The 22,354-nt window shown below is 63.9% G+C and carries 19 protein-coding genes and 1 riboswitch; of the genes, 8 read left to right on the top strand and 11 right to left on the bottom strand.

The window, feature by feature from the left end; all coding sequences use genetic code 11:
- Window positions 1-47 precede the first annotated feature (47 nt).
- Window positions 48-1,733 carry a hypothetical protein gene (locus tag A3A9_RS0113230; protein ID WP_027059205.1) on the top strand — a complete coding sequence of 562 codons (1,686 nt, stop codon included), beginning with the start codon at window positions 48-50 and terminating at the stop codon, window positions 1,731-1,733.
- 28 nt (window positions 1,734-1,761) lie between these two features.
- Here the strand turns inward: A3A9_RS0113230 and A3A9_RS0113225 are convergent, their stop codons facing one another.
- From A3A9_RS0113225 to A3A9_RS0113210, 4 genes are read right to left on the bottom strand one after another with little or no spacing between them, the layout of a single operon-like run.
- Window positions 1,762-2,061 (bottom strand): CcdB family protein, encoded by a 300-nt coding sequence (locus A3A9_RS0113225; RefSeq protein ID WP_027059204.1) that lies wholly within the window; start codon window positions 2,059-2,061, stop codon window positions 1,762-1,764.
- Window positions 2,061-2,303 (bottom strand): type II toxin-antitoxin system CcdA family antitoxin, encoded by a 243-nt coding sequence (locus tag A3A9_RS0113220; protein ID WP_082222058.1) that lies wholly within the window; start codon window positions 2,301-2,303, stop codon window positions 2,061-2,063. Before A3A9_RS0113220 ends, A3A9_RS0113225 begins: the two co-directional genes overlap by 1 nt.
- 57 nt (window positions 2,304-2,360) lie before the next feature.
- Complete coding sequence (locus tag A3A9_RS0113215) at window positions 2,361-4,181, bottom strand: ABC-F family ATP-binding cassette domain-containing protein (RefSeq protein ID WP_027059202.1); 1,821 nt, start codon at window positions 4,179-4,181, stop codon at window positions 2,361-2,363.
- A 1-nt stretch (window position 4,182) separates the two neighbouring features.
- Complete coding sequence (locus A3A9_RS0113210; RefSeq protein WP_027059201.1) at window positions 4,183-4,842, bottom strand: thiamine diphosphokinase; 660 nt, start codon at window positions 4,840-4,842, stop codon at window positions 4,183-4,185.
- Between the two features lie 88 nt (window positions 4,843-4,930).
- Window positions 4,931-5,045, top strand: a riboswitch (TPP riboswitch).
- Between the two features lie 43 nt (window positions 5,046-5,088).
- On the opposite strand from A3A9_RS0113210, the gene thiB reads away from it, so the two are divergent.
- From thiB to A3A9_RS0113190, 4 genes are all read left to right on the top strand, one after another.
- On the top strand, window positions 5,089-6,087 hold the full coding sequence (thiB, locus tag A3A9_RS0113205; protein ID WP_027059200.1) for a thiamine ABC transporter substrate binding subunit: 999 nt from the start codon (window positions 5,089-5,091) through the stop codon (window positions 6,085-6,087).
- 251 nt (window positions 6,088-6,338) lie between these two features.
- Window positions 6,339-7,964 (top strand): thiamine/thiamine pyrophosphate ABC transporter permease, encoded by a 1,626-nt coding sequence (gene thiP, locus A3A9_RS0113200; RefSeq protein ID WP_027059199.1) that lies wholly within the window; start codon window positions 6,339-6,341, stop codon window positions 7,962-7,964.
- On the top strand, window positions 7,957-8,733 hold the full coding sequence (gene thiQ, locus A3A9_RS0113195) for a thiamine ABC transporter ATP-binding protein (RefSeq protein ID WP_027059198.1): 777 nt from the start codon (window positions 7,957-7,959) through the stop codon (window positions 8,731-8,733). The genes thiP and thiQ overlap by 8 nt, the downstream gene beginning before the upstream one ends.
- A 323-nt stretch (window positions 8,734-9,056) precedes the next feature.
- Window positions 9,057-10,463, top strand: a complete 1,407-nt coding sequence (locus A3A9_RS0113190; RefSeq protein ID WP_245279028.1) for a M48 family metalloprotease — start codon at window positions 9,057-9,059, stop codon at window positions 10,461-10,463.
- Between the two features lie 50 nt (window positions 10,464-10,513).
- On the opposite strand, the gene A3A9_RS0113185 is transcribed toward A3A9_RS0113190, so the two are convergent.
- Complete coding sequence (locus A3A9_RS0113185; protein WP_027059196.1) at window positions 10,514-11,371, bottom strand: RNA polymerase factor sigma-32; 858 nt, start codon at window positions 11,369-11,371, stop codon at window positions 10,514-10,516.
- A 324-nt stretch (window positions 11,372-11,695) separates the two neighbouring features.
- Between A3A9_RS0113185 and A3A9_RS0113180 the strand changes: the two genes are divergently transcribed.
- From A3A9_RS0113180 to A3A9_RS0113170, 3 genes are all read left to right on the top strand, one after another.
- Window positions 11,696-12,469 carry an amino acid ABC transporter substrate-binding protein gene (locus tag A3A9_RS0113180; RefSeq protein ID WP_027031585.1) on the top strand — a complete coding sequence of 258 codons (774 nt, stop codon included), beginning with the start codon at window positions 11,696-11,698 and terminating at the stop codon, window positions 12,467-12,469.
- 139 nt (window positions 12,470-12,608) lie between these two features.
- Window positions 12,609-13,289 carry an amino acid ABC transporter permease gene (locus A3A9_RS0113175; protein ID WP_027059195.1) on the top strand — a complete coding sequence of 227 codons (681 nt, stop codon included), beginning with the start codon at window positions 12,609-12,611 and terminating at the stop codon, window positions 13,287-13,289.
- Window positions 13,286-14,071, top strand: coding sequence for an amino acid ABC transporter ATP-binding protein (locus A3A9_RS0113170; RefSeq protein WP_027059194.1), 786 nt, complete (start codon window positions 13,286-13,288; stop codon window positions 14,069-14,071). Before A3A9_RS0113175 ends, A3A9_RS0113170 begins: the two co-directional genes overlap by 4 nt.
- Window positions 14,072-14,152: 81 nt before the next feature.
- On the opposite strand, the gene A3A9_RS0113165 is transcribed toward A3A9_RS0113170, so the two are convergent.
- The 6 genes from A3A9_RS0113165 to A3A9_RS0113140 form a co-directional block, all read right to left on the bottom strand.
- Window positions 14,153-14,734 (bottom strand): CarD family transcriptional regulator, encoded by a 582-nt coding sequence (locus tag A3A9_RS0113165; protein WP_027059193.1) that lies wholly within the window; start codon window positions 14,732-14,734, stop codon window positions 14,153-14,155.
- Window positions 14,735-15,104: 370 nt separating this feature from the next.
- Window positions 15,105-15,443 carry a ferredoxin FdxA gene (fdxA, locus tag A3A9_RS0113160; RefSeq protein ID WP_027059192.1) on the bottom strand — a complete coding sequence of 113 codons (339 nt, stop codon included), beginning with the start codon at window positions 15,441-15,443 and terminating at the stop codon, window positions 15,105-15,107.
- A gap of 249 nt (window positions 15,444-15,692) precedes the next feature.
- Entirely contained in the window at window positions 15,693-16,079 is a 387-nt protein-coding gene (locus tag A3A9_RS0113155) for an RNA-binding S4 domain-containing protein (RefSeq protein ID WP_027059191.1), read from the bottom strand.
- A 16-nt stretch (window positions 16,080-16,095) separates the two neighbouring features.
- A complete protein-coding gene (locus A3A9_RS0113150; RefSeq protein WP_027059190.1) occupies window positions 16,096-19,473 on the bottom strand; it encodes a helicase-related protein in 3,378 nt (1,125 codons plus the stop codon).
- A gap of 708 nt (window positions 19,474-20,181) precedes the next feature.
- A complete protein-coding gene (gene phbB / locus A3A9_RS0113145; protein ID WP_027059189.1) occupies window positions 20,182-20,907 on the bottom strand; it encodes an acetoacetyl-CoA reductase in 726 nt (241 codons plus the stop codon).
- A gap of 92 nt (window positions 20,908-20,999) precedes the next feature.
- Window positions 21,000-22,184 carry an acetyl-CoA C-acetyltransferase gene (locus A3A9_RS0113140; protein ID WP_027059188.1) on the bottom strand — a complete coding sequence of 395 codons (1,185 nt, stop codon included), beginning with the start codon at window positions 22,182-22,184 and terminating at the stop codon, window positions 21,000-21,002.
- Window positions 22,185-22,354: the final 170 nt, after the last annotated feature.

Here is a 22,354-nt window from a genome sequence, read left to right as displayed (position 1 = left end):
GATTTGCGGGGGCCGGCGCGGAAGCAAAAATACAGGTCGACTGAAGCATGGCAGATTTTGTTGCTGTTCTGAAAAAGGCGCTCGACAAGTACGGCGAGCCGACGTCCGAAACGCGCACGCGGACCTATGACGGCGCGCGGTCGGCACTCGTCAAGAAACTTGCGGAGTTTTCGCCGCCGCTGTCGGCCGACGTCGTGGCCAAGCAGAAGCGCTCCCTGGAAGACGCCATTGCAAGCGTCGAGCGCGACTATGCCCGGAGCGTGCCGGAAACGGACCCGCTCGCCGAGCTGGAACATATTTTTTCCTCCATCGACCGCAACAAGAACCAGCCGAGCCATACGCGCCAGCCAGTGCCGGCGGCGCCAGCGTGGCCGGCGCCGCCGGCCGCCAAGCCCGAACCTTATCGCCCCGCGCCGTCGCCCGCCGCCAAGGTCGAGCCAAGCTGGCAGAAGCCGGTACCGGTGCAGCCGGCCCCGAAGCCGGCGGACCAGCTGTTGCCGGGCATGCTTGCGGACCGGGACGATGGCCAGGAGGACGTCTTCCCGAACGATGACGAGCCGATCGCGGAGGCTGACGCTTTCCCGCGCCTGCGTCCGGCCGAGCGCAAGCGCAGCTATGGCGGACTGATCGCCGCCGTCGTCGCCTTGCTGGTCGTTGCCGGCGGCGGCTATGGCGTCTGGCTGAACAAGGATGCGTTCAGCAAGATGCTGGGCCTGGGCGGCAGCAAGGTCGTTGCCAAGACCGAGCCGGTGAAACCGGCGCCGGCCAAGCCAGTCACCGACGCGGCGGCGACGCCACCGGCGCCCGCGGCTGGCGCCGATGCGACGAAATTCACGCAGCGGCTGACGCCTGAAGGCGGCGAAACCGATCCCGGTCCGGCCGCCGGGCAAAGCGGCATAGGCGAGGGCGAATCCGTTGCAGCACTGACCACGCCGCCGACCGCGACGAACGCGCCGGCCACACCGCCACCGGCTATAGCCGCGCCTGCCGCTGCAGCACCTGCCGCGACCCCACCCGCGGCGAGTACCACGCCGCCCGCAACCCCGCCTGCCAACGGCACTGCACCCGCGGCGCCGGCCGATGCCGCCGCCACGCCGCCAGCACCTGCGGCCGTCACGCCGCCAGCACCGGCAGCCGCCACGCCGGCCGCAGCCACTCCGGCAGCGCAAACCTCGTTGCCGGTCGGCCAGAAGGCGATCTTCTATGAAGAGCGCACCAGCACGGCGCAAGGTTCGGCCGAGCCCGGCAGCATCGTCTGGTCGCTGGTGCAGGAATCACCCGGCGGCGACCTGCCGCCCGAGCCGGCGATCCGCGCCGAGGCGACCATCCCCGGCAAGGACATCCAGTTGCGCATGACCATCCGCCGCAACACCGACCAGACGCTGCCGGCCAGCCACATCATCGAGATGATCTTCCTGACGCCCGACGGCTTTGAAGGCGGCGGTGTCGACAACATTTTGCGCGTCGCCATGAAGAGCTCCGAGCAGGATGCCGGCAGCCCGCTGATCGGCATTCCGGCCAAGATCGCCGACGGCTTCTTCCTCGTCGCGCTCAACGACACCAAGGCCGACGAGGACGCCAACATGACCTTGCTGCGCGGCCAGGACTGGATCGACGTGCCGGTTGTCTACAAGACCGGACGGCGGGCGCTGTTGACCATGGAAAAGGGCATTCCCGGCGAGAAGGTGTTCGACGAGGCGATCAAGGCCTGGCAGGCAAAGACGGCGGGCTGAGCGGACACGCCGTAGCGGCTGCTTTGGCTCAGAAGCCCTGAAACAGCATATCGAGCGCGGCGACGATGTCGTCGTGGTGCCTGGACAGATTACCCTCAGGGTTCCGCAATTCGGAAACACTGAAGGCCGACAAAAACTGTGTGACCATCACATGATCTTTGCCGTTTATAGCAAAGGTCGGGTTCAGTCGCCGGCCGGGAAGCGGGGCAATCTTGGGCGGCATCAAAGGAACGACGACCCGCGTGCTCAGCCCTTCAAGAATGTCTGACTGCACGTCCAGAAGGTAACCGTCGCTCTCATCATTCCGATAGAAATCATAACGGGCCATCAGAACGGCCGGTGTTTAGCCAAAGGCAGTCCGTTCTTTTTGACATATTCGTTGGAGCTCTCGATGGCTTCCTTGTTTTCTTCCTGCCATCGACGCGTTTTTTCCGCTGCAATCGCTTTCGCGATGCCTGCCTCGGCGGCGCGGGAGATGTTGATGCCCAGCGCTTTGGCGTCCTTGATCAACTGAGAATCAATGGACGTGTTGACGGACGTTCGCTGAGTTTTTGGGGCTGATTGCAGCATTGGTATGGCCTCTTTTATGCGCATAATATACGCGCTTAAAAGACCGCATGCAATCGTTCACCCCTCCATCTCCTCGCGCAGCATCTCAAGTTCCAGCCACTCCTCCTCGAGCGCAGCCAGCGTCGCGCGCTCCTTGTCGAGGGCGGCGATGGTCTTCTGGAACGAGGCTGGATCGCGCTCGTAATAGGCGGGGTCGGCGATGTTGTTCTCCAGCCGCGAGATGGAAGCGGTCACCGCCTCGATCTTCTTCGGCAAGGATTCCAGTGCGAATTTCTGCTTGAACGACAGTTTCTTCGCCGGTCCCTTTGGTGCTGCCGGTTCGCTCTTGCCCGGTGCCGGTGCGTCGCCGGCCTCGGCTTTTGCCCGCGCCTTGCGGTCGTCGAGACGGGTTCCGCCACGCTGCGCCAGCATGTCGGAATAGCCGCCGGCATATTCGATCCAGCGCCCGTCGCCGTCCGGCGCGATCAGGCTGGTCACCGTTCGGTCGAGGAAGTCGCGGTCATGGCTGACCAGGATGACGGTACCGGCGAAGCCTGCGACCAGTTCCTGCAACAGCTCCAGCGTCTCCATGTCTAGATCGTTGGTCGGCTCATCAAGCACCAGAAGGTTCGCCGGCCGTGCCAGCACGCGCGCCAGGATCAGCCGCGCCCGCTCGCCACCGGACAGCTCGCGCACCGGCGTTCGCGCCTGCTCCGCCTTGAAAAGGAAATCCTTCATGTAGGAGACGACATGGCGCTGCTCGCCATTGATGACGAGGTTCTCGCCGCGCCCGTCGGTCAGATACTGCGCCAGCGTCTCCTGCGGGTCGACGGCCTCGCGCTTCTGGTCGAGCGTGGCGATCTCCAGATTGGTGCCGAGCCGCACCGAACCGTCGTCTGGCGCCAACTCACCGGTCAGCATCTTCAAAAGCGTCGTCTTGCCGGCGCCGTTCGGACCGACGAGGCCAACACGGTCGCCGCGCTGGATGCGGGTCGAGAAGCCTTTGACCACGGTGAGATCGCCAAAGCTCTTCTCGATGTTCTTCGCCTCGATCACGAGCTTGCCGGATTCGGCGGCGTCGCTGGCCACCATGGTGGCCGACCCTTCGGCGCCGCGATGGCCGCGAAAATTCTTGCGCATGGTCTGCAATTCGCCGAGCCGGCGCATATTGCGCTTGCGCCGCGCGGTCACGCCGTAGCGCAGCCAGTGCTCTTCGCGTACGATCTGGCGGCCGAGCTTGTGCTGCTCGCGCTCTTCCTCTTCCAGCACCTGATCGCGCCATTCCTCGAAATGGCCAAAGCCCTTGTCCAGCCGGCGGGTCTGGCCACGGTCAAGCCAGACAGTGGCGCGCGACACGCGTTCGAGGAAACGGCGGTCGTGCGAGATGACGATCAGTGCCGAAGAGATGCGGATGAGCTCTTCCTCCAGCCATTCGATGACGGACAAATCAAGATGATTAGTCGGCTCATCAAGCAGCAGAATGTCCGGCTCCGGCGCCATGACACGGGCAAGGGCGGCGCGCCTGGCCTCACCGCCCGACAGATCGTTGGGCCGCTCCTCGCCGGAGAGGCCAAGGTGCTCCATCAGATAGCTGGCGCGATACGGATCGTCGGCAGGCCCAAGCCCTGCCTCGACATAGGCGCGTACGGTGGCGAAACCCTCCATGTCGGGCATCTGCGGCAGATAGCGGATGGTCGCCGAAGGCTGGCGGAACACTTCGCCGTCCTGCGGCTCGATCATGCCGGCGGCGATCTTGAGCAGGGTCGACTTGCCAGAGCCGTTGCGGCCGACCAGCGCGATCTTGTCTCCGGCTGAAGCGGACAAGGCAGCACCATCGAGCAGCGGTGTGCCGCCGAAAGTCAGCTTTATCCCGTCGAGATTGAGAAGGGGCGGGGCCATGTCAGCTTTCGGGTAAGGGATAGGGATGAGCGAGCAGCAACGCGCGGCCGTGGCCGAGCGCGATTTCGAGGCGGCCCCCGGTCTTGTCGAACTTGACCTCGTTGGAGATGGTCAGTGATGAGCCGAAGGCGACCTCGACCTCGTTCAGCGGCCATTTTGCGCCTGTAACGGTCAGGCCGGCAAGTTCGGAAAAACCGAGGATGGAAAACAGCGTGCCATCGGCATAGTCGAAGCCGGCCTTTCCCAACAGCAAGGGCACAGCTTCCTGGGCGCCGCTGGTCAGCAGCACGTCCGTTCCGGCCTCTGCCAGCCGCAGGGCGAGCGCCAGATGCAGGAAAGCGTGATCGGCGCGCTTGCCGCCGAAAGCGCCCGCCAGCACAAGGCGTGTTGCCCCGCGCTCAAGTGCTGCGGCGATCGCCAGTTCGCCATCGGTCTTGTCCTTTTCCGCCGGAAAGGTCTGGCGGGGCACGGCAGCGAGAGCGTCCGGCAGGTCGGCCGGCACCGAATCGAAATCACCCACCCACAGTTCAGGCACAAGGCCGAGCAGCCGCGCATGGCCGATGCCGGCATCCGCGGCGATGACGCGGGAGCCTTCGACCTGGCGGTCGAGCCGGGGCGTGCGGATGAGATCGCCGCCAAGCAGGATGGTGAATGTGCTCATATCTGGTGGCCTGTACCAGCCCGGCACGGGAAACGGAAGGCCGGCAAACTGCCACTTGCGCGGTTCCTCGGCCGGGCCTATGTGTCGAAACGCTCTAACGGGGTGCCGGCTGCGATCTTCGCGGACCGGCTGAGAGGCAATCTCGCCAACCCGCTGAACCTGATCCGGTTTGTACCGGCGGAGGGATTAGACGTTTCGGACAGTCCGACGCCTCAATTCCTTTCAATTCGAACGAAGGAGGCGCCGATGCGCACGCTGTTATACTCTCTTGCTTCAGCCATGGTCGTGGCGCTGTCCGGGCCAGCTTTGGCCAAGGACAAGCTCACCGTCTACACCTATGAGAGCTTCACCGCCGATTGGGGTCCAGGTCCCGTGGTGAAGAAGGAATTCGAGGCCGAATGCGGCTGCGATGTCGACTTCGTCTCGGTCGCCGATGGCGTGGCGCTGCTAAACCGCGTCAAGCTGGAAGGGGCATCGACGAAGGCCGACATCGTGCTCGGCCTCGACACCAATCTGACGGCCGATGCCAAGGCGTCAGGCCTGTTTGCCCCGCATGGCGCGGTGAGCGATGTCAACGTGCCGGGCGGCTGGAGCGACGATACTTTTGTCCCCTTTGATTACGGCTACTTTGCTGTCGTCTATGACACCGAAAAGCTGAAGACGCCGCCAAAAAGCCTGAAGGAATTGGTCGAAGGCAGCGTCGACGACAAGATCGTCATCCAGGATCCGCGCACCTCGACACCCGGTCTCGGCCTGCTCTTGTGGGTGAAGTCGGTCTATGGCGACAAGGCGCCGGAAGCCTGGGCCAAGCTCAAGACGAAGGTTCTGACCGTGACGCCGGGCTGGAGCGAGGCCTATGGCCTGTTCACCAAGGGCGAGGCGCCAATGGTGCTGTCCTACACGACGTCACCCGCGTATCACATGGTCGCCGAGAATACTGAGCGCTACCAGGCGGCATCCTTCGAGGAAGGCGAGTATCTGCAGATCGAGGTCGCCGGCATCACCACGACTGGAGCCAAGAACCCGCTGGCGGAAAAGTTCATCGCCTTCATGACCGGACCGAAGTTCCAGGACGCGATCCCCGAGACCAACTGGATGTTCCCGGCCGGCAAGACCGACAAGCCGCTCAACCCGGCCTTCGACAGACTGGTCAAGCCAACCAAGACCTTGCTGTTCAGCCCGGAGGAAGTTGCCGCCAACCGCAAGGCCTGGGTGGATGAATGGCTGACGGTGATGAGCAAGTAGGGTTCAAATTTCGTCGGATGTTTGCGCCAAGCCGCCCCCCTCTGGCCTGCCGGCCATCTCCCCCTCAAGGGGGGAGATCGGCAGCTTTGGCGCCTTGTCGAGGCCAGCAACATTGGAGACTGGCGAAAGCGACCGAGTGCGTAATCTCCCCCCTTGAGGGGGAGATGTCCGGCAGGACAGAGGGGGGCGGACTCGGCCTTCGCCAGGTATTTCTATCGATCAATACCCATCGCAGTGTTGGGTAGTGCGGCATGCGTATGCGCCATCCCGCTGATCCCCGCGTCACCGTCGGCATAGCCGCGCTCGCCGCGATCACGCTGCTGATCGGCGGCGCATTTGCCGGGCTGCTCATCGAAGGCGCCCACGACTTCTCGGGTGCCTGGGCAGCCTTCGATCTTTACCTCCTGCGCGTCGTCCGCTTCACGCTCTGGCAAGCAGCCCTGTCGACCCTGCTCTCTGCAATCCCGGCGCTGTTCGTGGCGCGTGCCCTGTCGCGGCATCCGCGCTTTTTTGGCCGCGCCTTCATCCTGCAGCTCTTTGCGGTACCGCTGGCGCTGCCGGCGATCGTCGCGGCGCTCGGCATCCTGGCGCTCTACGGTCGCGCCGGCTATTTCGCCGGGCTGTTCAGCGCGATTGGCGGCCAGGGCTGGCCAGGGATTTACGGCCTGTCGGGCATTCTTGTCGCCCATGTCTTCTTCAATCTACCGCTCAGCGTGCGGCTGTTCCTCGAGGCACTGCAGACCATACAGGCTGACCAGTGGCGGCTGGCGAGCCAGCTCGGCATGGGCGCACGCCCGGCGTTCCGGCTGATCGAATGGCCGACGCTGCGCTCCGCTCTGCCCGGTGTCGCCGGGCTGGCTTTCATGCTTTGCATCACCTCCTTCACCATCGTTCTGACGCTCGGCGGCGGACCGGCCGCGACGACGCTGGAGGTTGGCATCTACCAGGCGCTGCGCTTCGACTTCGATCCCGCTCGGGCGGTGACGCTGACATTGCTGCAGATCGCGCTGACCTTCATCGTGGTGCTGGCGCTGACCCGGCTTGGCGCCAATGTCATTGGCGATGCCAGCCTGCCGGTCGCGCCGCGCCGCTATCTCTCAGTCAACAGAACCGAGGTGTCGCTCAACGCCGCGCTCATCGTGCTGGCGTTGCTGTTCGTTGTCGGACCGATGGCGGCCACGGTGATCGCCGGTTTGGGCGCCGATCTCGGCCGGTTGGCCGGTGAGGCCACTGTCCGGCAGGCGACGCTGACCAGCGCTGTACTCGCCTTCCTGTCGGCGCTGCTTTCGGTGATGCTGTCGCTGGCTCTCACCACAGCCCGCCGGGCACTGGCGTTGAGCCGCCGCGCGGATGCAAAGACACTGCTCGAACACGCAACCGACACCGGCGCCGGTTTTGTCCTGGTCGTGCCGCCGATCGTCATCGGTGCCGGCTGGTTCCTGTTGCTGCGCCATGTCGGCGATGTCTTTGCCATCGCGCCGGTGATGGTCGTTACCGTCAATGCTGTGATGGCCATGCCATTTGCGCTGCGCGCCGTCCGTCCCGCCTATGATGCGGCGAGCGAGCGTCACGAACGGCTTTGCGCGCAGCTCGGCATTTCCGGCTGGCCCAGGCTGTGGCTGGTCGACTGGCCGTCCCTGCGGCGGCCGCTGGCCACCGCTTTCGCCTTCGCCATGGCGCTGTCGCTCGGCGATCTCGGCGTCATCGCGCTGTTCGGCAGTGATTCCGTGCAGACCTTGCCCTACCTTCTGCTTTCGCGCATGGGCAGCTACCGCACCGAGGACGCCGCCGGCCTGGCGCTGTTGCTTGGCCTGGTCTGCCTGGCCTTGGTGCTGGCAGCGGGCTGGCTGGGAAGGGAAAAGGTCCGCAATGTCTGATGGGACGAAGGACAGGAAGGGTGTTCCGGTGCGGCTGGACAAGGTTTCGTTCAGCTATGGCGGGGCACCGCTCACCTTCGATGTCGCCTTCGCCGCAGCGGAAATCACCGCCGTCATGGGGCCGAGCGGCTCGGGGAAGTCGACGCTGCTCAATCTGGTCGCCGGCTTCGAGACACCTCAGTCCGGCGGTGTGCTGATCGGCGGGGCCGATGTCGCGGCCGCGCCGCCGGCCATGCGCCCGGTGTCGATGGTGTTCCAGGAAAACAACCTTTTCGCTCATCTTTCCGTCGAGCAGAATGTCGGGCTCGGCCGCTCGCCATCGCTGCGGCTGACCGAGACCGACCGCGCCGATATCGCCGGGGCGCTGGCGCGCACCGGCCTTGCCGGCAAGGAAAAACGCCTGCCACGCGAACTCTCCGGCGGCGAACGGCAGCGTGTGGCGCTGGCACGTGTGCTGGTGCGCGATCGGCCGGTGCTGTTGCTCGACGAACCCTTTGCCTCGCTCGGACCCGCCTTGCGCGACGACATGCTCGACCTGGTTGCCGGCTTGCATGCAGAACGCGGCATGACGGTGCTGTTCGTGACACACCAGCCGGAGGATGCCCGCCGCATCGGCCAGAATGTGGTGTTTCTGGACAAGGGCGCGGTCGCGGCCAAGGGCAGCGCGGATGATTTCTTCGCCGGGGCTGGTCCAGACGTGTTCCGGCGCTATGTTGGCACAAGCACTCAGACGGCTGGATCACGAGATATTGCCCGGAAGCGGACATAATTTACGCCCAAACCGACCCGAGGCGATATGGCGCTTGCTTGCCATGACTGGAGTAGTGTGGCTAGGTCCGCTCAATACCGGTCCGGCGCAGGCCGTGATTTGCCTACAGCATCCGCCGTCCGCCCCAAGCGACGTGCGACGGATGCTGTAGCAGTTTGAAGTGGCGCGTGACACTCTTCGAAGATCGCCCCCGATCTTTTCCGTCATGCACCGGGACCCGAAAGGAAGCCGTTCTGGCGATCGGCGTTGACAGACCAAGAAGGAATCCGCTGGCGCGTTTCTTAACGCTGGCCGGCTTGGCCGTGGCCTTGGCAAGTTGCCAGATGTTCACGCCGCCGGACGTCCAGGAATCCGGCTTCCAGCCGTCCGACAAGCCTATCACAGTCGACAATGTCGGCGCCAACAGCAAGCTCGCCGAAATGGCCAAGGCGCAGCATCCGCGCATCCTGGCGACCTATGGCGGCGAATATTCCGACCCCAAGCTTGAGCGAATGGTCGCCAAGGTCGTCGGCAATCTGACCGTGGTGTCGGCCAACCCGACCCAGACCTACCGCATCACCATCCTCAATTCGCCCAACGTCAACGCCTTCGCGCTGCCGGGCGGCTATCTCTACATCACGCGCGGCCTGTTGGCGTTGGCCAATGATTCGTCCGAACTTGCCGCCGTCATCGCGCATGAGATGGGCCACGTCACCGCCAATCACGGCTTGCAGCGTCAGCAGCTCGAAGCCGAGGAAGGCCTAGCGACCAAGGTGGTCTCGGACGTGCTGGGCGACAGCCCGACCGCCAAGGCGGCGCTGATCCGCGGCAAGCTCCGGCTGGCGCAGTTCTCGCGCAACCAGGAGCTGGAAGCCGACGCCATCGGCATCAAGTCGATTGGTGAAGCGGGCTACGATCCTTACGCCGCCGGCCGCTTCCTGCAGTCGATGTCGGCCTATACCGATTTCCGCTCGATATCAGGTGCCACCGACGCGAGCCTCGACTTCCTGGCCACGCACCCCAACACGCCGCAGCGTATCGACCTGGCGCAGCGCCACGCCCGCCAGTTCGGCGCGCCCGGCTTCGGCACGCGTGACCGCGATTCCTTCCTCGCCGGCATAGACGGGCTGCTCTATGGCGACACGCCCGAGGAAGGCTATGTGCGCGGCGAGACCTTCCTGCATCCGGGGCTCGGCGTGTCGTTCACGGTCCCCGACGGTTTCATCATCGACAATTCGGCGGCGGCGGTGACGGCGACCGGGCCGGGCGACATAGCGATCCGCTTCGACGGCGTTTCGATCGACAAGAACCGGGCGCTGACCGACTATATCAGAAGCGGCTGGGTTGCCGGTCTCGTCGACAGCACCGTCAAGCAGGAAACCATCAACGGCAACGAGGCCGCGACCGCGCATGCCGGCGCGGAAGGCTGGCAGTTCGACATCGCGGTGATCCGCGCCGGCGGCCAGGTCTACCGGCTGTTGACCGCCGCACCTTCGGCCAGCACCTCGCTGGACACTGTGGCGCGCTCGGTCAGCGGGTCGTTCCGTATCCTCAGCCCTGAAGAAAAGGCGGCCTTGAAGCCGCTGCATATCCGCGTGCTCACCGTGCAGCCGGGCCAGACCATGGGCTCGCTCTCCGCGCAGATGGTCGGCGTCGATCGCAAGCTCGACCTGTTCCGGGTGCTCAACGCACTGTCGCCAGGGGCCGCGGTTTCGGCCGGCGACAAGGTCAAGATCGTCACCGATAAGTAGTCCGCGTCCACGCGGCGCCCTTTGACGCACCGTGGAAACAACCTGCCTGCCTACGCAGCCATGAATTCCGGGTTCTGCGCCACCAGCGCGACCTTGAGCTTTTCCATGGCTCGGGCCTCGATCTGGCGCACGCGTTCCTTGGAGATACCAAGTGTCTCGCCGAGGGATTCGAGCGTCGCGCCCTCGTCGTTCAGCCGGCGCTCCTCGATAATCCTGAGTTCTCGTGCGTTGAGAGCGTGAAGCGCCTCTTTCAACCACCGCGAGCGGCGCGCGACATCGATTTTGTCACCGACGATCTCATCGGGCAGCGGGTCGTCGGAGACCAGGAAGTCCATCCGCTCGGTTGCCCCCGTATCTTCGGCAAGCGGCGCGTTCAGCGACGAGTCCGGCGCCGAAAGACGTGAATCCATCATCGCCACATCAGCCTCGGACACGCCAAGCGCTACCGACACTTCGCGATAGAGCGTCGAGTTCGACAGGGGTTCGGCGCCATTCGCCAGCCGGGCGCGCAACCGTCGCAGGTTGAAGAACAGCGCCTTTTGCGCCGAACTGGTGCCACCGCGCACGATCGACCAGTTGCGCAGGATGTAGTCTTGCATCGAGGCCCGGATCCACCACGTCGCATAGGTCGAAAACCGGACCTCGCGTTCGGGTTCGAAGCGGGCAGCGGCCTCAAGCAGGCCGACATGGCCTTCCTGGATCAGATCGCCGAGCGGCAGGCCGTAATGGCGGAATTTGGTGGCCATGGAAATGACCAGCCGCATATGGGCGACGGTGATGCAGTGCAACGCGTTCTGGTCTTTGTCTTCCTTCCAGAGCAGGGCCAGGCGATGTTCTTCGTCGCGTTCGAGGTAGGGAGCCTTCATTGCCGCGCGGACCATGATCCGTCCTGCCGTGTCTTGCATCATGAGGCGCTCCCTGGGGCGATATGACTGACGTTACGAACTCGGCAGGGCACCGGTTGAAATCGCGGCGTCGCGCCCTAGAACAGCCAAAACGTGCGGTGTGCGGGAATGGTTCCCTGGCTGTTGCCAGGCGGATCATCTTGCTTGAACGATGTGCGCACGGGCCAGTAACGACTTCGAATGTCGCCAAGAAACGGCGTTTCGAGAATCTGATTTCGGAAACACGATGTTTTTGAAATCAGGTTCCTTATTTTTTCCGGTTGCATCTGCCATTTTCCACCCCTCACAGCATGCCGGGCAACCGGCCAAGGACGGGATCACAGAAAAATGAAATGGCTCAAGTCACTTATCGTCGCCGGAACGCTGCAGGCCCTGGCGATCACCGCTGGTCATGCCGGCGCCAATCTCGATCAGATCAAGCAGGCTGGCGTGCTCAAGGTCGGCACCGAGGGTACCTATGCGCCGTTCACCTATCATGATGCCTCCGGCGCGCTGGTCGGCTTCGACGTCGAGATCGCCAAGGCGATCGCCGACAAGCTCGGGGTCAAGGCCGAGTTCCTTGAGGGCAAGTGGGACGGGCTGATCGCCGGTCTCGACGTCAGTCGCTATGACGCCGTCATCAACGAGGTCGGCATCACCGACGCCCGCAAGGCCAAGTATGATTTCTCCGATCCCTACATCGCCTCCAAGGCGGTGCTGATCGTGCGCGGCGACAACACCGACATCAAGACTTTCGCCGATCTCAAGGGCAAGAAGTCGGCGCAGTCGCTGACCTCGAACTTCGGCAAGCTGGCCGAGACGAACGGCGCCGAACTCGTCGGCACCGACGGCTTCGACCAATCGATCCAGCTGCTTTTGACCGGCCGCGCCGACGCCACCATCAATGACAGCCTGTCCTTCCTCGACTTCAAGAAGCACAAGCCCGACGCCAATGTGAAGATCGCCGCGCAAGAGGAAAACGCCGACTATTCCGGCGTCATCGTGCGCAAGGGCGATCCGGAACTGGTCGCCGCCATCAACAAGGCGCTGGCCGACATCAAGGCCGACGGCACCTACAAGAAGATCGCCGACACCTATTTCGGCCAGGACGTTTCGAAGTAATTTCCCGGGCCGGCCGACGGCCGGTCTCATGCGACATGCCCGGCGGCGAGCTGTCTTTGACGGCTCGCCGCTTTTGTCGTGATATGGGCTTGCATTTGCGCTTCGTTGAAGCCGCCTCGATTAGTCTGGAGGGTCCTTCGTGACGCACTGGCTGCAACTGATGCTGGACTCGCTGCCCTCATTGCTGTGGGCAGCGCTGATCTTCACCGTGCCGCTGACGCTGCTGTCGTTCGTTCTCGGCCTGACGGTCGGTCTGGGCGCGGCACTTGGCCGGCTGTTCGGACCGAAGCCGCTGGTCATGCTGGTGCGCTTCTATGTCTGGATATTCCGCGGCACGCCGCTTTTGGTGCAACTGTTCCTGATCTTCTACGGCTTGCCGTCGGCCGGCATCCTGCTCGACGCCTTCACGGCGGCACTGATCGGCTTCACGCTCAACATCGGCGCTTACACGTCGGAGATCATCCGCGCAGCGATTGGCTCGGTGCCGAAAGGCCAGTGGGAAGCCGCCTATTCAATAGGCATGACCTGGAGCCAGGCGATGCGGCGCACCATCCTGCCGCAAGCCGGCCGTGTCGCCGTGCCGCCGCTCTCCAACACCTTCATCTCGCTGGTCAAGGACACCTCGCTGGCGGCCGCCATCACCGTGCCGGAGATGTTCCAGGCGGCGCAGCGCATCGTCGCCACCACCTATGAGCCGCTGATCCTCTATGTCGAGGCGGCAATCCTCTATCTGGCGCTGAGCTCGGTGCTGTCCGCCTTGCAGACGCGACTGGAAACGCGGCTCAACCGCTATGGCGGCTTCCTGGAGGCACGCTTATGATCGGCCTCAGCAACATCGAAAAGCGTTTTGGCGACAATCTCGTTTTGAAGGGCGTGACGGTTGCCATCGCCGAAGGCAGCGTCACGGCACTTGTCGGCCCTTCGGGCGGCGGCAAGAGCACGCTGCTGCGCTGCATCAACCTGCTGGAGATCCCGACCTCCGGCACGGTGCGCATCGGCGAGGAAACGCTCGAATTCCGTCCCGGTGGCAAGGTCTCGGCCAGGGACATCCAGCGCCTGCGCCTGCAGACCGGCATGGTGTTCCAGAATTTTCAGCTGTTCCCGCACCGCACCGCGATCGAGAATGTCATGGAAGGCCTGGTGACGGTGCTGAAATGGCCGACGGAGAAGGCGCGCGAGCGGGCGCTCGCTCTGCTGGAAAAGGTCGGGATGGCGCACAAGGCCGATGCCTGGCCGGCGACACTATCAGGCGGCCAGCAGCAGCGCGTAGCGATCGCGCGGGCGCTCGCACCATCGCCGAAGGTGCTGCTCTGCGACGAGCCGACTTCGGCGCTTGATCCGGAACTGGCGCAGGAGGTGGTCGATGTGCTCGGCAAGCTCGCCAGCGAAGGCACGACCATGGTGATGGCGACGCACGATCTGCGCCTCGCCTCCAAGATCGCGCAGGAAGCGGTGTTCCTCGATGCTGGCGTCATCGTCGAGAAGGGGCCGTCCGCCGTGCTGTTCGGCAATCCGGAACAGCAACGCACGAAGCGGTTCATCGCGACGCTGAAGCAGGAGGCCGAGAAGGACGCCGAGAAGGACGCCGGGGGCCAAGCGTAAGCACGGCCCTTGCCTCGCCTGTCCCAAAAACAAAAAACCCGGCGCGAGGCCGGGTTTTTCAGAATTCAAATTCGAAAGCGATCAGGCAGCTTCTTCCTGCTCGGCTTCCTCATTGTCGGCCTTGGCGCCGCGCTTAGGGCCCTTGTTGAGGTTGACCTCGATCAGGCGCACGGCTTCGGTTTCCGACATGCGGTTGACGGCCGCGATTTCGCGCGCCATGCGGTCGAGCGCCGCCTCATAGAGCTGGCGTTCGGAATAGGACTGCTCCGGCTGGTTGTCGGCGCGGTAGAGGTCGCGCACGACTTCCGAAATCGAGATCAGGTCGCCCGAATTGATCTTGGCATCATATTCCTGGGCGCGGCGCGACCACATGGTGCGCTTGACGCGGGCGCGACCCTGCACGACCTTCAGCGCGCGCTCGACATAATCCTCTTCCGACAGCTTGCGCATGCCGATGGAGGTCGCCTTGGCGACCGGCACCTTCAGCCGCATCTTGTCCTTCGAGAAGTCGATGACAAACAGTTCGAGCTTATGGCCAGCCACTTCCTGCTCGTCGATCGACACGATCTGGCCCACGCCGTGCGCCGGGTAGACGATGTATTCGCCGGTCTTGAAACCGTGGCGCGCTCCGGTGGACTTCTTCTGCGGGGTGATCGTTGCCATTACGCCCTGAACTCCTTGTTGTGGTACCGGCGTCCTGCCGGCCCGAACTCGTGCGACCGGGGAAACCGATCGTTAGCCGCACAACAGATGAACCCACCGGAAAGGCCGGGACCGGCAAACCGCACGAATTGCGACCGCCTGGCCCAGATCGCTCTGGTCCGGAGTGGGATTTTCACCTTTCAGTGATTTGGGGCTTCTGCGCCATAAATCGACGTTGTGTCACCGGCATGTTTCGTTGATGTAACACAAAAAGTCGGAAGAATCAAGGTTTTGCTGCATTCGCGAAGGCCACAGGCCAGCGCCGCCTGTCAAGGCGGTTAATGTGACATACCTGTTACGCAGCGTAATACCGGCCTTTACGGCCGCATTGTCAATCGCCTTCGCCGGGCTCGGCGGAGAAGTATTTCTCAAACTTGCCGGCCTCGCCGTCGAAGGTTTTGGCGTCGGCCGGCGCTTCCTTCTTGGCGGTGATGTTGGGCCATTTGTCGGCGTATTCGGTGTTGATCTGCAGCCATTTGTCGAGGCCTGGCTCGGTGTCGGGCTTGATCGCGTCAGCGGGGCATTCGGGCTCGCAGACACCGCAGTCGATGCACTCGTCGGGATGAATGACGAGCATGTTCTCGCCTTCGTAGAAACAGTCGACCGGACAGACCTCGATGCAGTCCATGTATTTGCATTTGATGCAGTTGTCGGTCACGACATAGGTCATCGGTCGGCTCCGGGACGCCCCAGCTCAATGGGCCAGTTTTCTTGGGCTTTTTCCGTGAGGTAACGCCTTTGCCCGCCGCTTGCAAGGGCGGCCGTGCCCGGCGGCCTCGGTGTTCCCGGAATGGAATTCCAGGCAGCCAACACGCCGGGGGCGTGTGATGTCGCGTGGAGCGTCTTGTTTGCCGGGTTCAGTTCTGTCCCGCGTACGCCGTCAACCTGAGATCGCGGCGCGCGTTCCGGTCGGCACGCCTCAATCTTCGCCAATCAAGCGGTCGGTCAGGCGGCGCTCCCGTTTGGTCGGGCGGCCGCTGCCGGCCTCGCGCAGCGCCGGGATGGCATCTGGAAGGGCGTCGCCCTTCGGCGCAGGCGGCGGCGACATGTCCTCATACAGGGTGCGGGCTTCCTCGGCCGGGCCGCGCCTGACACCGGCGCCGAGCACCTTCCAGACGAAAATGCGACGGTCGAGCGTGATGGTCAGCACGTCGCCCGGCTTGACCAGATCGGAGGCCTGCGCTGCTTTGTCGCGATTGATGCGCACGCGTCCGGCGACTACCAGCTTGGCCGCCAGCGAGCGCGATTTCACGGCGCGCGAGAAGAACAGCCATTTATCGATACGCTGGCGGCCTTCAGCAACCATCGAACCCGAGCCGAGCCTACTTCTTCAGCTGGTCGCGTAAGGCGGCGAGCTTGGCGAAGGGCGAATCCGGATCGAAGCGCACCGGACGTTCTTCGCGCGGCTTCGGCTGGAAGGCCGGCTTTGCGCCGCCCTTGCCGCGATCGGGGCCACCCTTACCGTCCGGCCTGCCACCCTTCCAGTCAGGCCGGCTTTCGCGGCGTTCAGGACGCTCGCCCTGCGGGCGGCCCTCGCGGCGAGGTTCGCCTTCGGCGGCCGGCTTTGGCTTGAACTTCGAGCGGTCGAAGCGCGGCTTGCCGGCACCGTCGCGCCGCCCTTCCTGGGCGGGACGTTCTCCCGGTGCAGCCGTGACAGGTGCGCCAGCGGCATCGGCCGGCGCATTGCCGCGGCCGCGCGCTTGTCCGTTGCGCTGGCGGTTGTTGCGGCCTTCGTGATGGCGGGGACGCTGTTCGAAACGGCCCTGACGCCACAGAAGGATCGGCTTCGGCGCTTCGGCTTCCGCGGCGGGCTCGTCGGTGGCCGCATCGGCCACCACGGCAGGCTCGTCCGAAACCGCTTCCGTTGCCGGCGCAGCTTCGGCAACGGGCTCCACTGGTTGGGCTTCGACAGACTCGGCTTCCGCCTCTTGCTCGGCGGCAGGTTCAGCGGCAGCTTCGGCGACAGCCTCCGTTGCAGGCTCGTCCTCGGCCGGAGCTTTCGCCTGCTCTTCCGCGACAGGCTCTGCTGCCGTTTCCGCGATGATCTCGGCTGGAGTTTCGACAGCGGCCTCGGCAGCCGCCGGTTCTGAATCCCCGACTGCCGCCTCTGCGGTCGCATCGGTCGCTGCTTCGGCTGCCTTGGCCTGTTCGGCGCGAGCGGCCTCTTCCGCCGCAAGCTTCGCCGCCGACGCTTCGCGTGCGGCGGTGTCCTGCGCTTCGAGCCGCGCCTTGACCTCGGCGGGCGGCTTCGGCTCGGCACGATAGCCCAGGCCCTTGAGGATCTCTTCCATGTCGTCGGCGGTGGCGCCGAGGATCGACATCATCGGCGGCGTGACCATGAAGGACTGGCCGTCATAGGCGCCGTCCGGACGTTGGCCGAGGCCGGGCTTCCAGTTGGTTGCCGGACGGATCAGGTCGGCCAGCCGCTCCAATATGTCGATGCGCACGGCGCGGCGGCCGAGATTGCGGTAGCCGGCGAGCTTGTAGAAGGTCTTGTCGAAGGTCGGATCGATGACCACCGAGGTCCTGCCGGAGGCGAGCGCGTGGACGACGTCGCCAAAGCCCGGCTTGTCCTTGCCGTCGTTCTTCAGCGCCCACAGCAAGGTCACCAGTCCGGCGGGAGCGGGCTTTATCAGCGCCGGCACGAAGACATGGTAGGCGCCGAAGCGAACGCCAAGCCGGCGAAGCGCCGCGCGACCTTCTTGGTCGAGCGACTTCATCTCCTCGGCGATGTCACGGCGATTGATAAGGCCGAAATTCTCGACCAGCTGAAAGGCGATGCCACGGCCGATGCCGGAAATCTGGTCGGCATTCTTCAAGTCGACCAGCGGCTTCAGCAGCGACTCGATCTGGAAATTGACGAAACGTTCGGCGCGCGCGGCGACCTTGTCGCGCGCCGGGCCGGTCAGCTGTTCGTCAGCCAGCAATATGAGGCGGGGCTTCAGCGCGTCCTCGCCTGAAACCAGCGTGCCGATCGGCGCGCCGATCCAGCGCAGTGTGCCATCCGAGCCAAGCGCAAGGTCGCCATTGGCGCAAGCGCCGAAACGTTCAGCGCGCGCCTCGAATTCGGCGGCCAGCGCCTTTTGCGCGGCGGTGCGCACAGCCTTGGCGTCTTCGCCGCCGGCGGTCTGGTCGGCGGTGAAGCGGAACCCTTGCAACTCGCCGACGTGATGGCCTTCGACAAGGACGGTTCCGGTAGGGCTAATTTCGGCTTCAGGCATGGTATTTTCTCTAAGGCGCCGCATGAGGACGGAAGTCCTGCGGTCTACGAAGCGTTTCGTCAACCGTTCATGCAGCGCATCCGACAGTCTGTCTTCGATTTCGCGCGTCTTTTCCTGCCAGTGTGCCTGATCGGCCAGCCAGCCGGGCCGGTTCGACACGAATGTCCAGGTTCGAATCTGGGCGATGCGATGCGACAGCGTGTCGATGTCGCCCTCGGTTGTGTCGGCGCGGCGCACTTGCTCGGCCATGTAGTTTTCGTCGACATGGCCATGGCGGGCGAGGTCCATGTAGATCGAGGCGATGAGGTCCGCGTGCTGGGCCGGCGCGATCTTCCTGTAGTCGGGCAGTGCGCAAGCCTCCCACAGCAGCGCCACGCGCTTGGCATCGGTGGCGAGCGCGCGAATCTCCTCGTCGCGGGAGAGATATTCGAGCGCCTGCGCATCGACCGCCGGCAGCGCGCGCGTCAGCCCCTCGACCGGCGCGTTGGTCTCGATCGAGCGCTTCAGCGCATCGAGGCTGGCGAAATCGAAATGCGCGGTGCGCCACTGCAGCACCTTCACCGGTTCGAAATCATGGCCTTCGATCTTCTTGATCAGATCCTCGTCGAGCGGATCGACCTGGCCGGTGACGCCAAAAGTGCCGTCGCGCAGATGCCGGCCGGCACGACCGGCGATCTGGCCGAGTTCGGCGGCAGTCAGATTGCGATACTGATATCCGTCGAATTTGCGGTTCTGGGCAAAGGCGACATGGTCGAGATCAAGGTTGAGGCCCATGCCGATGGCGTCGGTGGCAATGAGATAGTCGACATCGCCCGACTGGAACAGCGCCACCTGCGCGTTGCGGGTGCGTGGCGAGAGCGCACCGAGCACGACGGCCGCTCCGCCCTGCTGGCGGCGGATCAGCTCGGCGATGGCATAGACCTCGTCGGCGGAGAAGGCGACGATCGCGGTACGCCGCGGCAGGCGGGTCAGCTTCTTCGAACCGGCATAGGCGAGATGCGACAGCCGCGGCCGCGTCACCACCGACACGCCCTTGAGCAGGCGCTGCAGGATGCCGTGCATGGTGGCCGCGCCCAGGAGCAGCGTTTCCTGCCGGCCGCGCAGATGCAGGATGCGGTCGGTGAAGATATGGCCGCGCTCGAGGTCGCCGGCGAGCTGCACCTCGTCGATGGCGACGAAGGCGGCGTCAGTCTGGCGCGGCATGGCCTCGACTGTGCAGACCGAATATTTCGCGCCCGGCGGCTGGATCTTCTCCTCGCCGGTGATCAGCGCCACCTTGTGGGCACCGACCTTCTCGCAGACACGGGCGTAGACTTCTCGGGCCAGCAGCCTGAGCGGCAGGCCGATCACGCCGGTTTCGTGCGCCACCATGCGCTCGATGGCCAGATGGGTCTTGCCGGTGTTGGTCGGCCCAAGCACGGCGGTCACGTCGCGGCCCGACAGGATCAGCGGCTCGGTGTGTTTCGGCTGGATGTTCATCGGTCTGGAAATAAGGCTTTCTGGCCTCTGTTTGTCGGGAGCGTGCCTTGGGTGGCGCGTATGACAGGCGACACATAGGGATTTCGGGGGGAAAGCGAAAGCGGAATGTTCCGTCGGCGGCGAGACGGGTCTGTGTCAAGCTCCAAAATGGTCGCTGATTAAGAGTTGGAACGAGTCTGGAACGAAACGGCGACGAATCAGTGACTCCCGCAGATTCAGCTTTTGTTCACGGCTACATGTGGATTCTCTGACCGTGAGTCTCACCACATGCTGAATCGCCGAACTGGCCCGTTTTATGCTGGGCGATCTCCGTCCTTAACCTTTGCCGGGAAACGAAGGAAATGGCGCCATGCCCTTTACCCAAGATTATGAAATTGTTAATCTTTCTGAATTGAGTGTTACGGCATTGCAGGTGATTCCGGGCCATTAACGTTAATTTCCGCTCAGAGCCGGAACGAATCGGCGACAAAGCAGCACCGGCCGTATTTTCCCGTTTTGTTCCCTCAATATCTCAGGTTGTGAACAGCTTATCCACCGACAATCCACAGGCTTGACCACAGGGTTCGCACAAGCGGCTCTGCCGGCGTTAACCTTTGCGTACCGGATTCGATCATTGCGTCGCAGCGGGGCGTTTCGAGAGCCCAAAGCATTAGATAAAACGGACCGGTTTCCCGGTCCGCTCGTTACAGTCAGAAGCCGTTGAATGTCTCAGGCGAAGTACTGGCCGCCATTGGCCGTTATGGTCGAGCCGGTGATGAAGCCGGCATCCTCGGAAGCGAGGAAGACGACGCAGCGGGCGATCTCTTCCGGTTCGCCGAGGCGGCCAACCGGGATCTGCGGGATAATGCGCTCGTTCAGCACCTTCTCGTCGATTGCCTTGACCATCTCGGTGGCGATGTAACCGGGGCAGATGACGTTGACGGTGATGCCCGCACGGGCACCTTCCTGTGCCAGCGCCTTCGAGAAGCCGATGTCACCGGCCTTGGCGGCGGAATAGTTGACCTGTCCGGCCTGGCCTTTCTGGCCGTTGATCGAGGAGATGGTGATGACGCGGCCGAACTTGCGGTCGCGCATGCCGTTCCACAGAGGGTGCGTCATGTTGAAGACGCCGGACAGATTGGTGTCGATGACCTCTTTCCACTGGTCGCGCGTGATCTTGTGGAACATGGCGTCGCGGGTGATGCCGGCATTGTTGACCAGCACCGAGACCGGGCCGAGGTCGGCCTCGACCTGCTTGATGCCGGCGGCGCAAGCGTCATAGTCGGCGACCGACCATTTGTAGGTTGGAATGCCGGTTTCGGCCTTGAACTTCGCCGCCGCCTCGTCGTTGCCGGCATAGTTTGCGGCAACCGAATAGCCGGCGGCTTTCAAAGCGATCGAGATCGCCGCGCCGATGCCGCGCGATCCACCCGTGACGATTGCAACCTTGGTCATGCATTTCCCCTTTTTGAAATCGCCCTGTTGTCGGGCTTGGCAGCCACTGGATAGCAAAGGGGCGGCTTGCGCCGCCCATCTTTATATTTTTGTCAGAGTGCTTCGATGCACAGGGCGACGCCCATGCCGCCGCCGATGCACAGCGTGGCGAGGCCCTTCTTGGCGCCGCGGCGACGCATCTCGTAGACCAGCGTGTTGAAGATGCGGGCGCCCGAGGCGCCGATCGGGTGGCCGATGGCGATGGCGCCGCCATTGACGTTGACGATCGACGGATCCCAGCCCATGTCCTTGTTGACGGCGCAGGCCTGGGCGGCAAAGGCCTCGTTGGCCTCGATCAGATCAAGATCGCCGACCGACCAGCCGGCCTTTTCCAGCGCCCTGCGCGAGGCGGGAATGGGTCCGGTGCCCATGATTGCCGGATCGACGCCGGCGGTTGCCCAGGACACGATGCGCGCCAGCGGGGTGATGCCGCGCTTTACAGCTTCCGCTTCGCTCATCAGCAGCGCGCCGGCCGCACCATCATTGATGCCGGAAGCGTTGGCGGCGGTCACGGTGCCGTCCTTGTCGAAGGCCGGCTTCAGCTTGGTCATGGCATCGATCGTTGCGCCATGGCGGATGTATTCGTCCTGGTCGACAATGGTGTCGCCCTTCTTGCCCTTGATGGTGAAGGCAACGATCTCGTCCTTGAATTTGCCGGCCTTCTGTGCCGCCTCGGCCTTGTTTTGCGAGGCGAGCGCGAACTGGTCCTGGTCGTCGCGGGTGATCTGGAACTGGCGCGCGACGTTCTCGGCGGTGTTGCCCATGTGGTAGCCGTTGAAGGCGTCCCACAGCCCGTCCTTGATCATAGTGTCGATCATCTTGTAGTCGCCCATCTTGACGCCGGCGCGCAGGTGCTCGGCATGTGGCGACAGCGACATCGACTCCTGGCCGCCGGCGATGATCACCTTGGCGTCGCCGGTGGCGATCTGCTGCATGCCGAGTGCAATGGCGCGCAGGCCGGAGCCGCAAACCTGGTTGAGGCCCCAGGCAGTGGTTTCCTTGGGGAGGCCGGCAATGATCGAGGCCTGGCGGGCGGGATTCTGGCCCTGAGCTGCGGTCAACACCTGACCGAGTATCACCTCGTCGACCTCGGCGGCCTGGACACCGGCGCGCGACAAGAGTTCCCTGATGACGACAGCACCGAGTTCATGCGCCGGGGTGGCGGCGAAGGCACCGTTGAATGATCCGACGGCCGTGCGTGCGGCACTGGCGACAACGATGGAATTGGCAGAGGACATTTTCTTCTCCAGACTTCGAGCTGTCGTATTTTTGGGCATTGTTGGCGACTTTTCTTGCCCTTTCCATGATCCAAGTCAAACCTGAAATGGGCATGGCGCCCATGCGCCGCAAGCAGGCCGCATGTTGCCACGGCGGCGGTCCTTGCATTGCTGCGCAGCATATTGTGCCC

Origin of the sequence: Mesorhizobium loti CJ3sym (assembly GCF_000472785.1) — a bacterium.
Classification (GTDB): domain Bacteria; phylum Pseudomonadota; class Alphaproteobacteria; order Rhizobiales; family Rhizobiaceae; genus Mesorhizobium; species Mesorhizobium loti_E.
This window is presented reverse-complemented; position numbering and strand designations above follow the sequence as displayed.

Bases quoted from the DNA above. Each gene is read 5' to 3' on its own strand.
- fdxA (WP_027059192.1), bottom strand. From the start codon at position 15,443: ATGACCTATGTCGTGACCGACAACTGCATCAAATGCAAATACATGGAC.
- A3A9_RS0113190 (WP_245279028.1), top strand. From the start codon at position 9,057: ATGTTCACGCCGCCGGACGTCCAGGAATCCGGCTTCCAGCCGTCCGAC.
- thiP (WP_027059199.1), top strand. From the start codon at position 6,339: ATGCGTATGCGCCATCCCGCTGATCCCCGCGTCACCGTCGGCATAGCC.
- thiB (WP_027059200.1), top strand. From the start codon at position 5,089: ATGCGCACGCTGTTATACTCTCTTGCTTCAGCCATGGTCGTGGCGCTG.
- A3A9_RS0113215 (WP_027059202.1), bottom strand. From the start codon at position 4,181: ATGGCCCCGCCCCTTCTCAATCTCGACGGGATAAAGCTGACTTTCGGC.
- A3A9_RS0113150 (WP_027059190.1), bottom strand. From the start codon at position 19,473: ATGAACATCCAGCCGAAACACACCGAGCCGCTGATCCTGTCGGGCCGC.
- A3A9_RS0113230 (WP_027059205.1), top strand. From the start codon at position 48: ATGGCAGATTTTGTTGCTGTTCTGAAAAAGGCGCTCGACAAGTACGGC.
- A3A9_RS0113170 (WP_027059194.1), top strand. From the start codon at position 13,286: ATGATCGGCCTCAGCAACATCGAAAAGCGTTTTGGCGACAATCTCGTT.
- phbB (WP_027059189.1), bottom strand. From the start codon at position 20,907: ATGACCAAGGTTGCAATCGTCACGGGTGGATCGCGCGGCATCGGCGCG.
- A3A9_RS0113140 (WP_027059188.1), bottom strand. From the start codon at position 22,184: ATGTCCTCTGCCAATTCCATCGTTGTCGCCAGTGCCGCACGCACGGCC.
- A3A9_RS0113155 (WP_027059191.1), bottom strand. From the start codon at position 16,079: ATGGTTGCTGAAGGCCGCCAGCGTATCGATAAATGGCTGTTCTTCTCG.
- A3A9_RS0113180 (WP_027031585.1), top strand. From the start codon at position 11,696: ATGAAATGGCTCAAGTCACTTATCGTCGCCGGAACGCTGCAGGCCCTG.
- A3A9_RS0113220 (WP_082222058.1), bottom strand. From the start codon at position 2,303: ATGCTGCAATCAGCCCCAAAAACTCAGCGAACGTCCGTCAACACGTCC.
- A3A9_RS0113210 (WP_027059201.1), bottom strand. From the start codon at position 4,842: ATGAGCACATTCACCATCCTGCTTGGCGGCGATCTCATCCGCACGCCC.
- A3A9_RS0113185 (WP_027059196.1), bottom strand. From the start codon at position 11,371: ATGATGCAAGACACGGCAGGACGGATCATGGTCCGCGCGGCAATGAAG.
- A3A9_RS0113225 (WP_027059204.1), bottom strand. From the start codon at position 2,061: ATGGCCCGTTATGATTTCTATCGGAATGATGAGAGCGACGGTTACCTT.
- A3A9_RS0113165 (WP_027059193.1), bottom strand. From the start codon at position 14,734: ATGGCAACGATCACCCCGCAGAAGAAGTCCACCGGAGCGCGCCACGGT.
- thiQ (WP_027059198.1), top strand. From the start codon at position 7,957: ATGTCTGATGGGACGAAGGACAGGAAGGGTGTTCCGGTGCGGCTGGAC.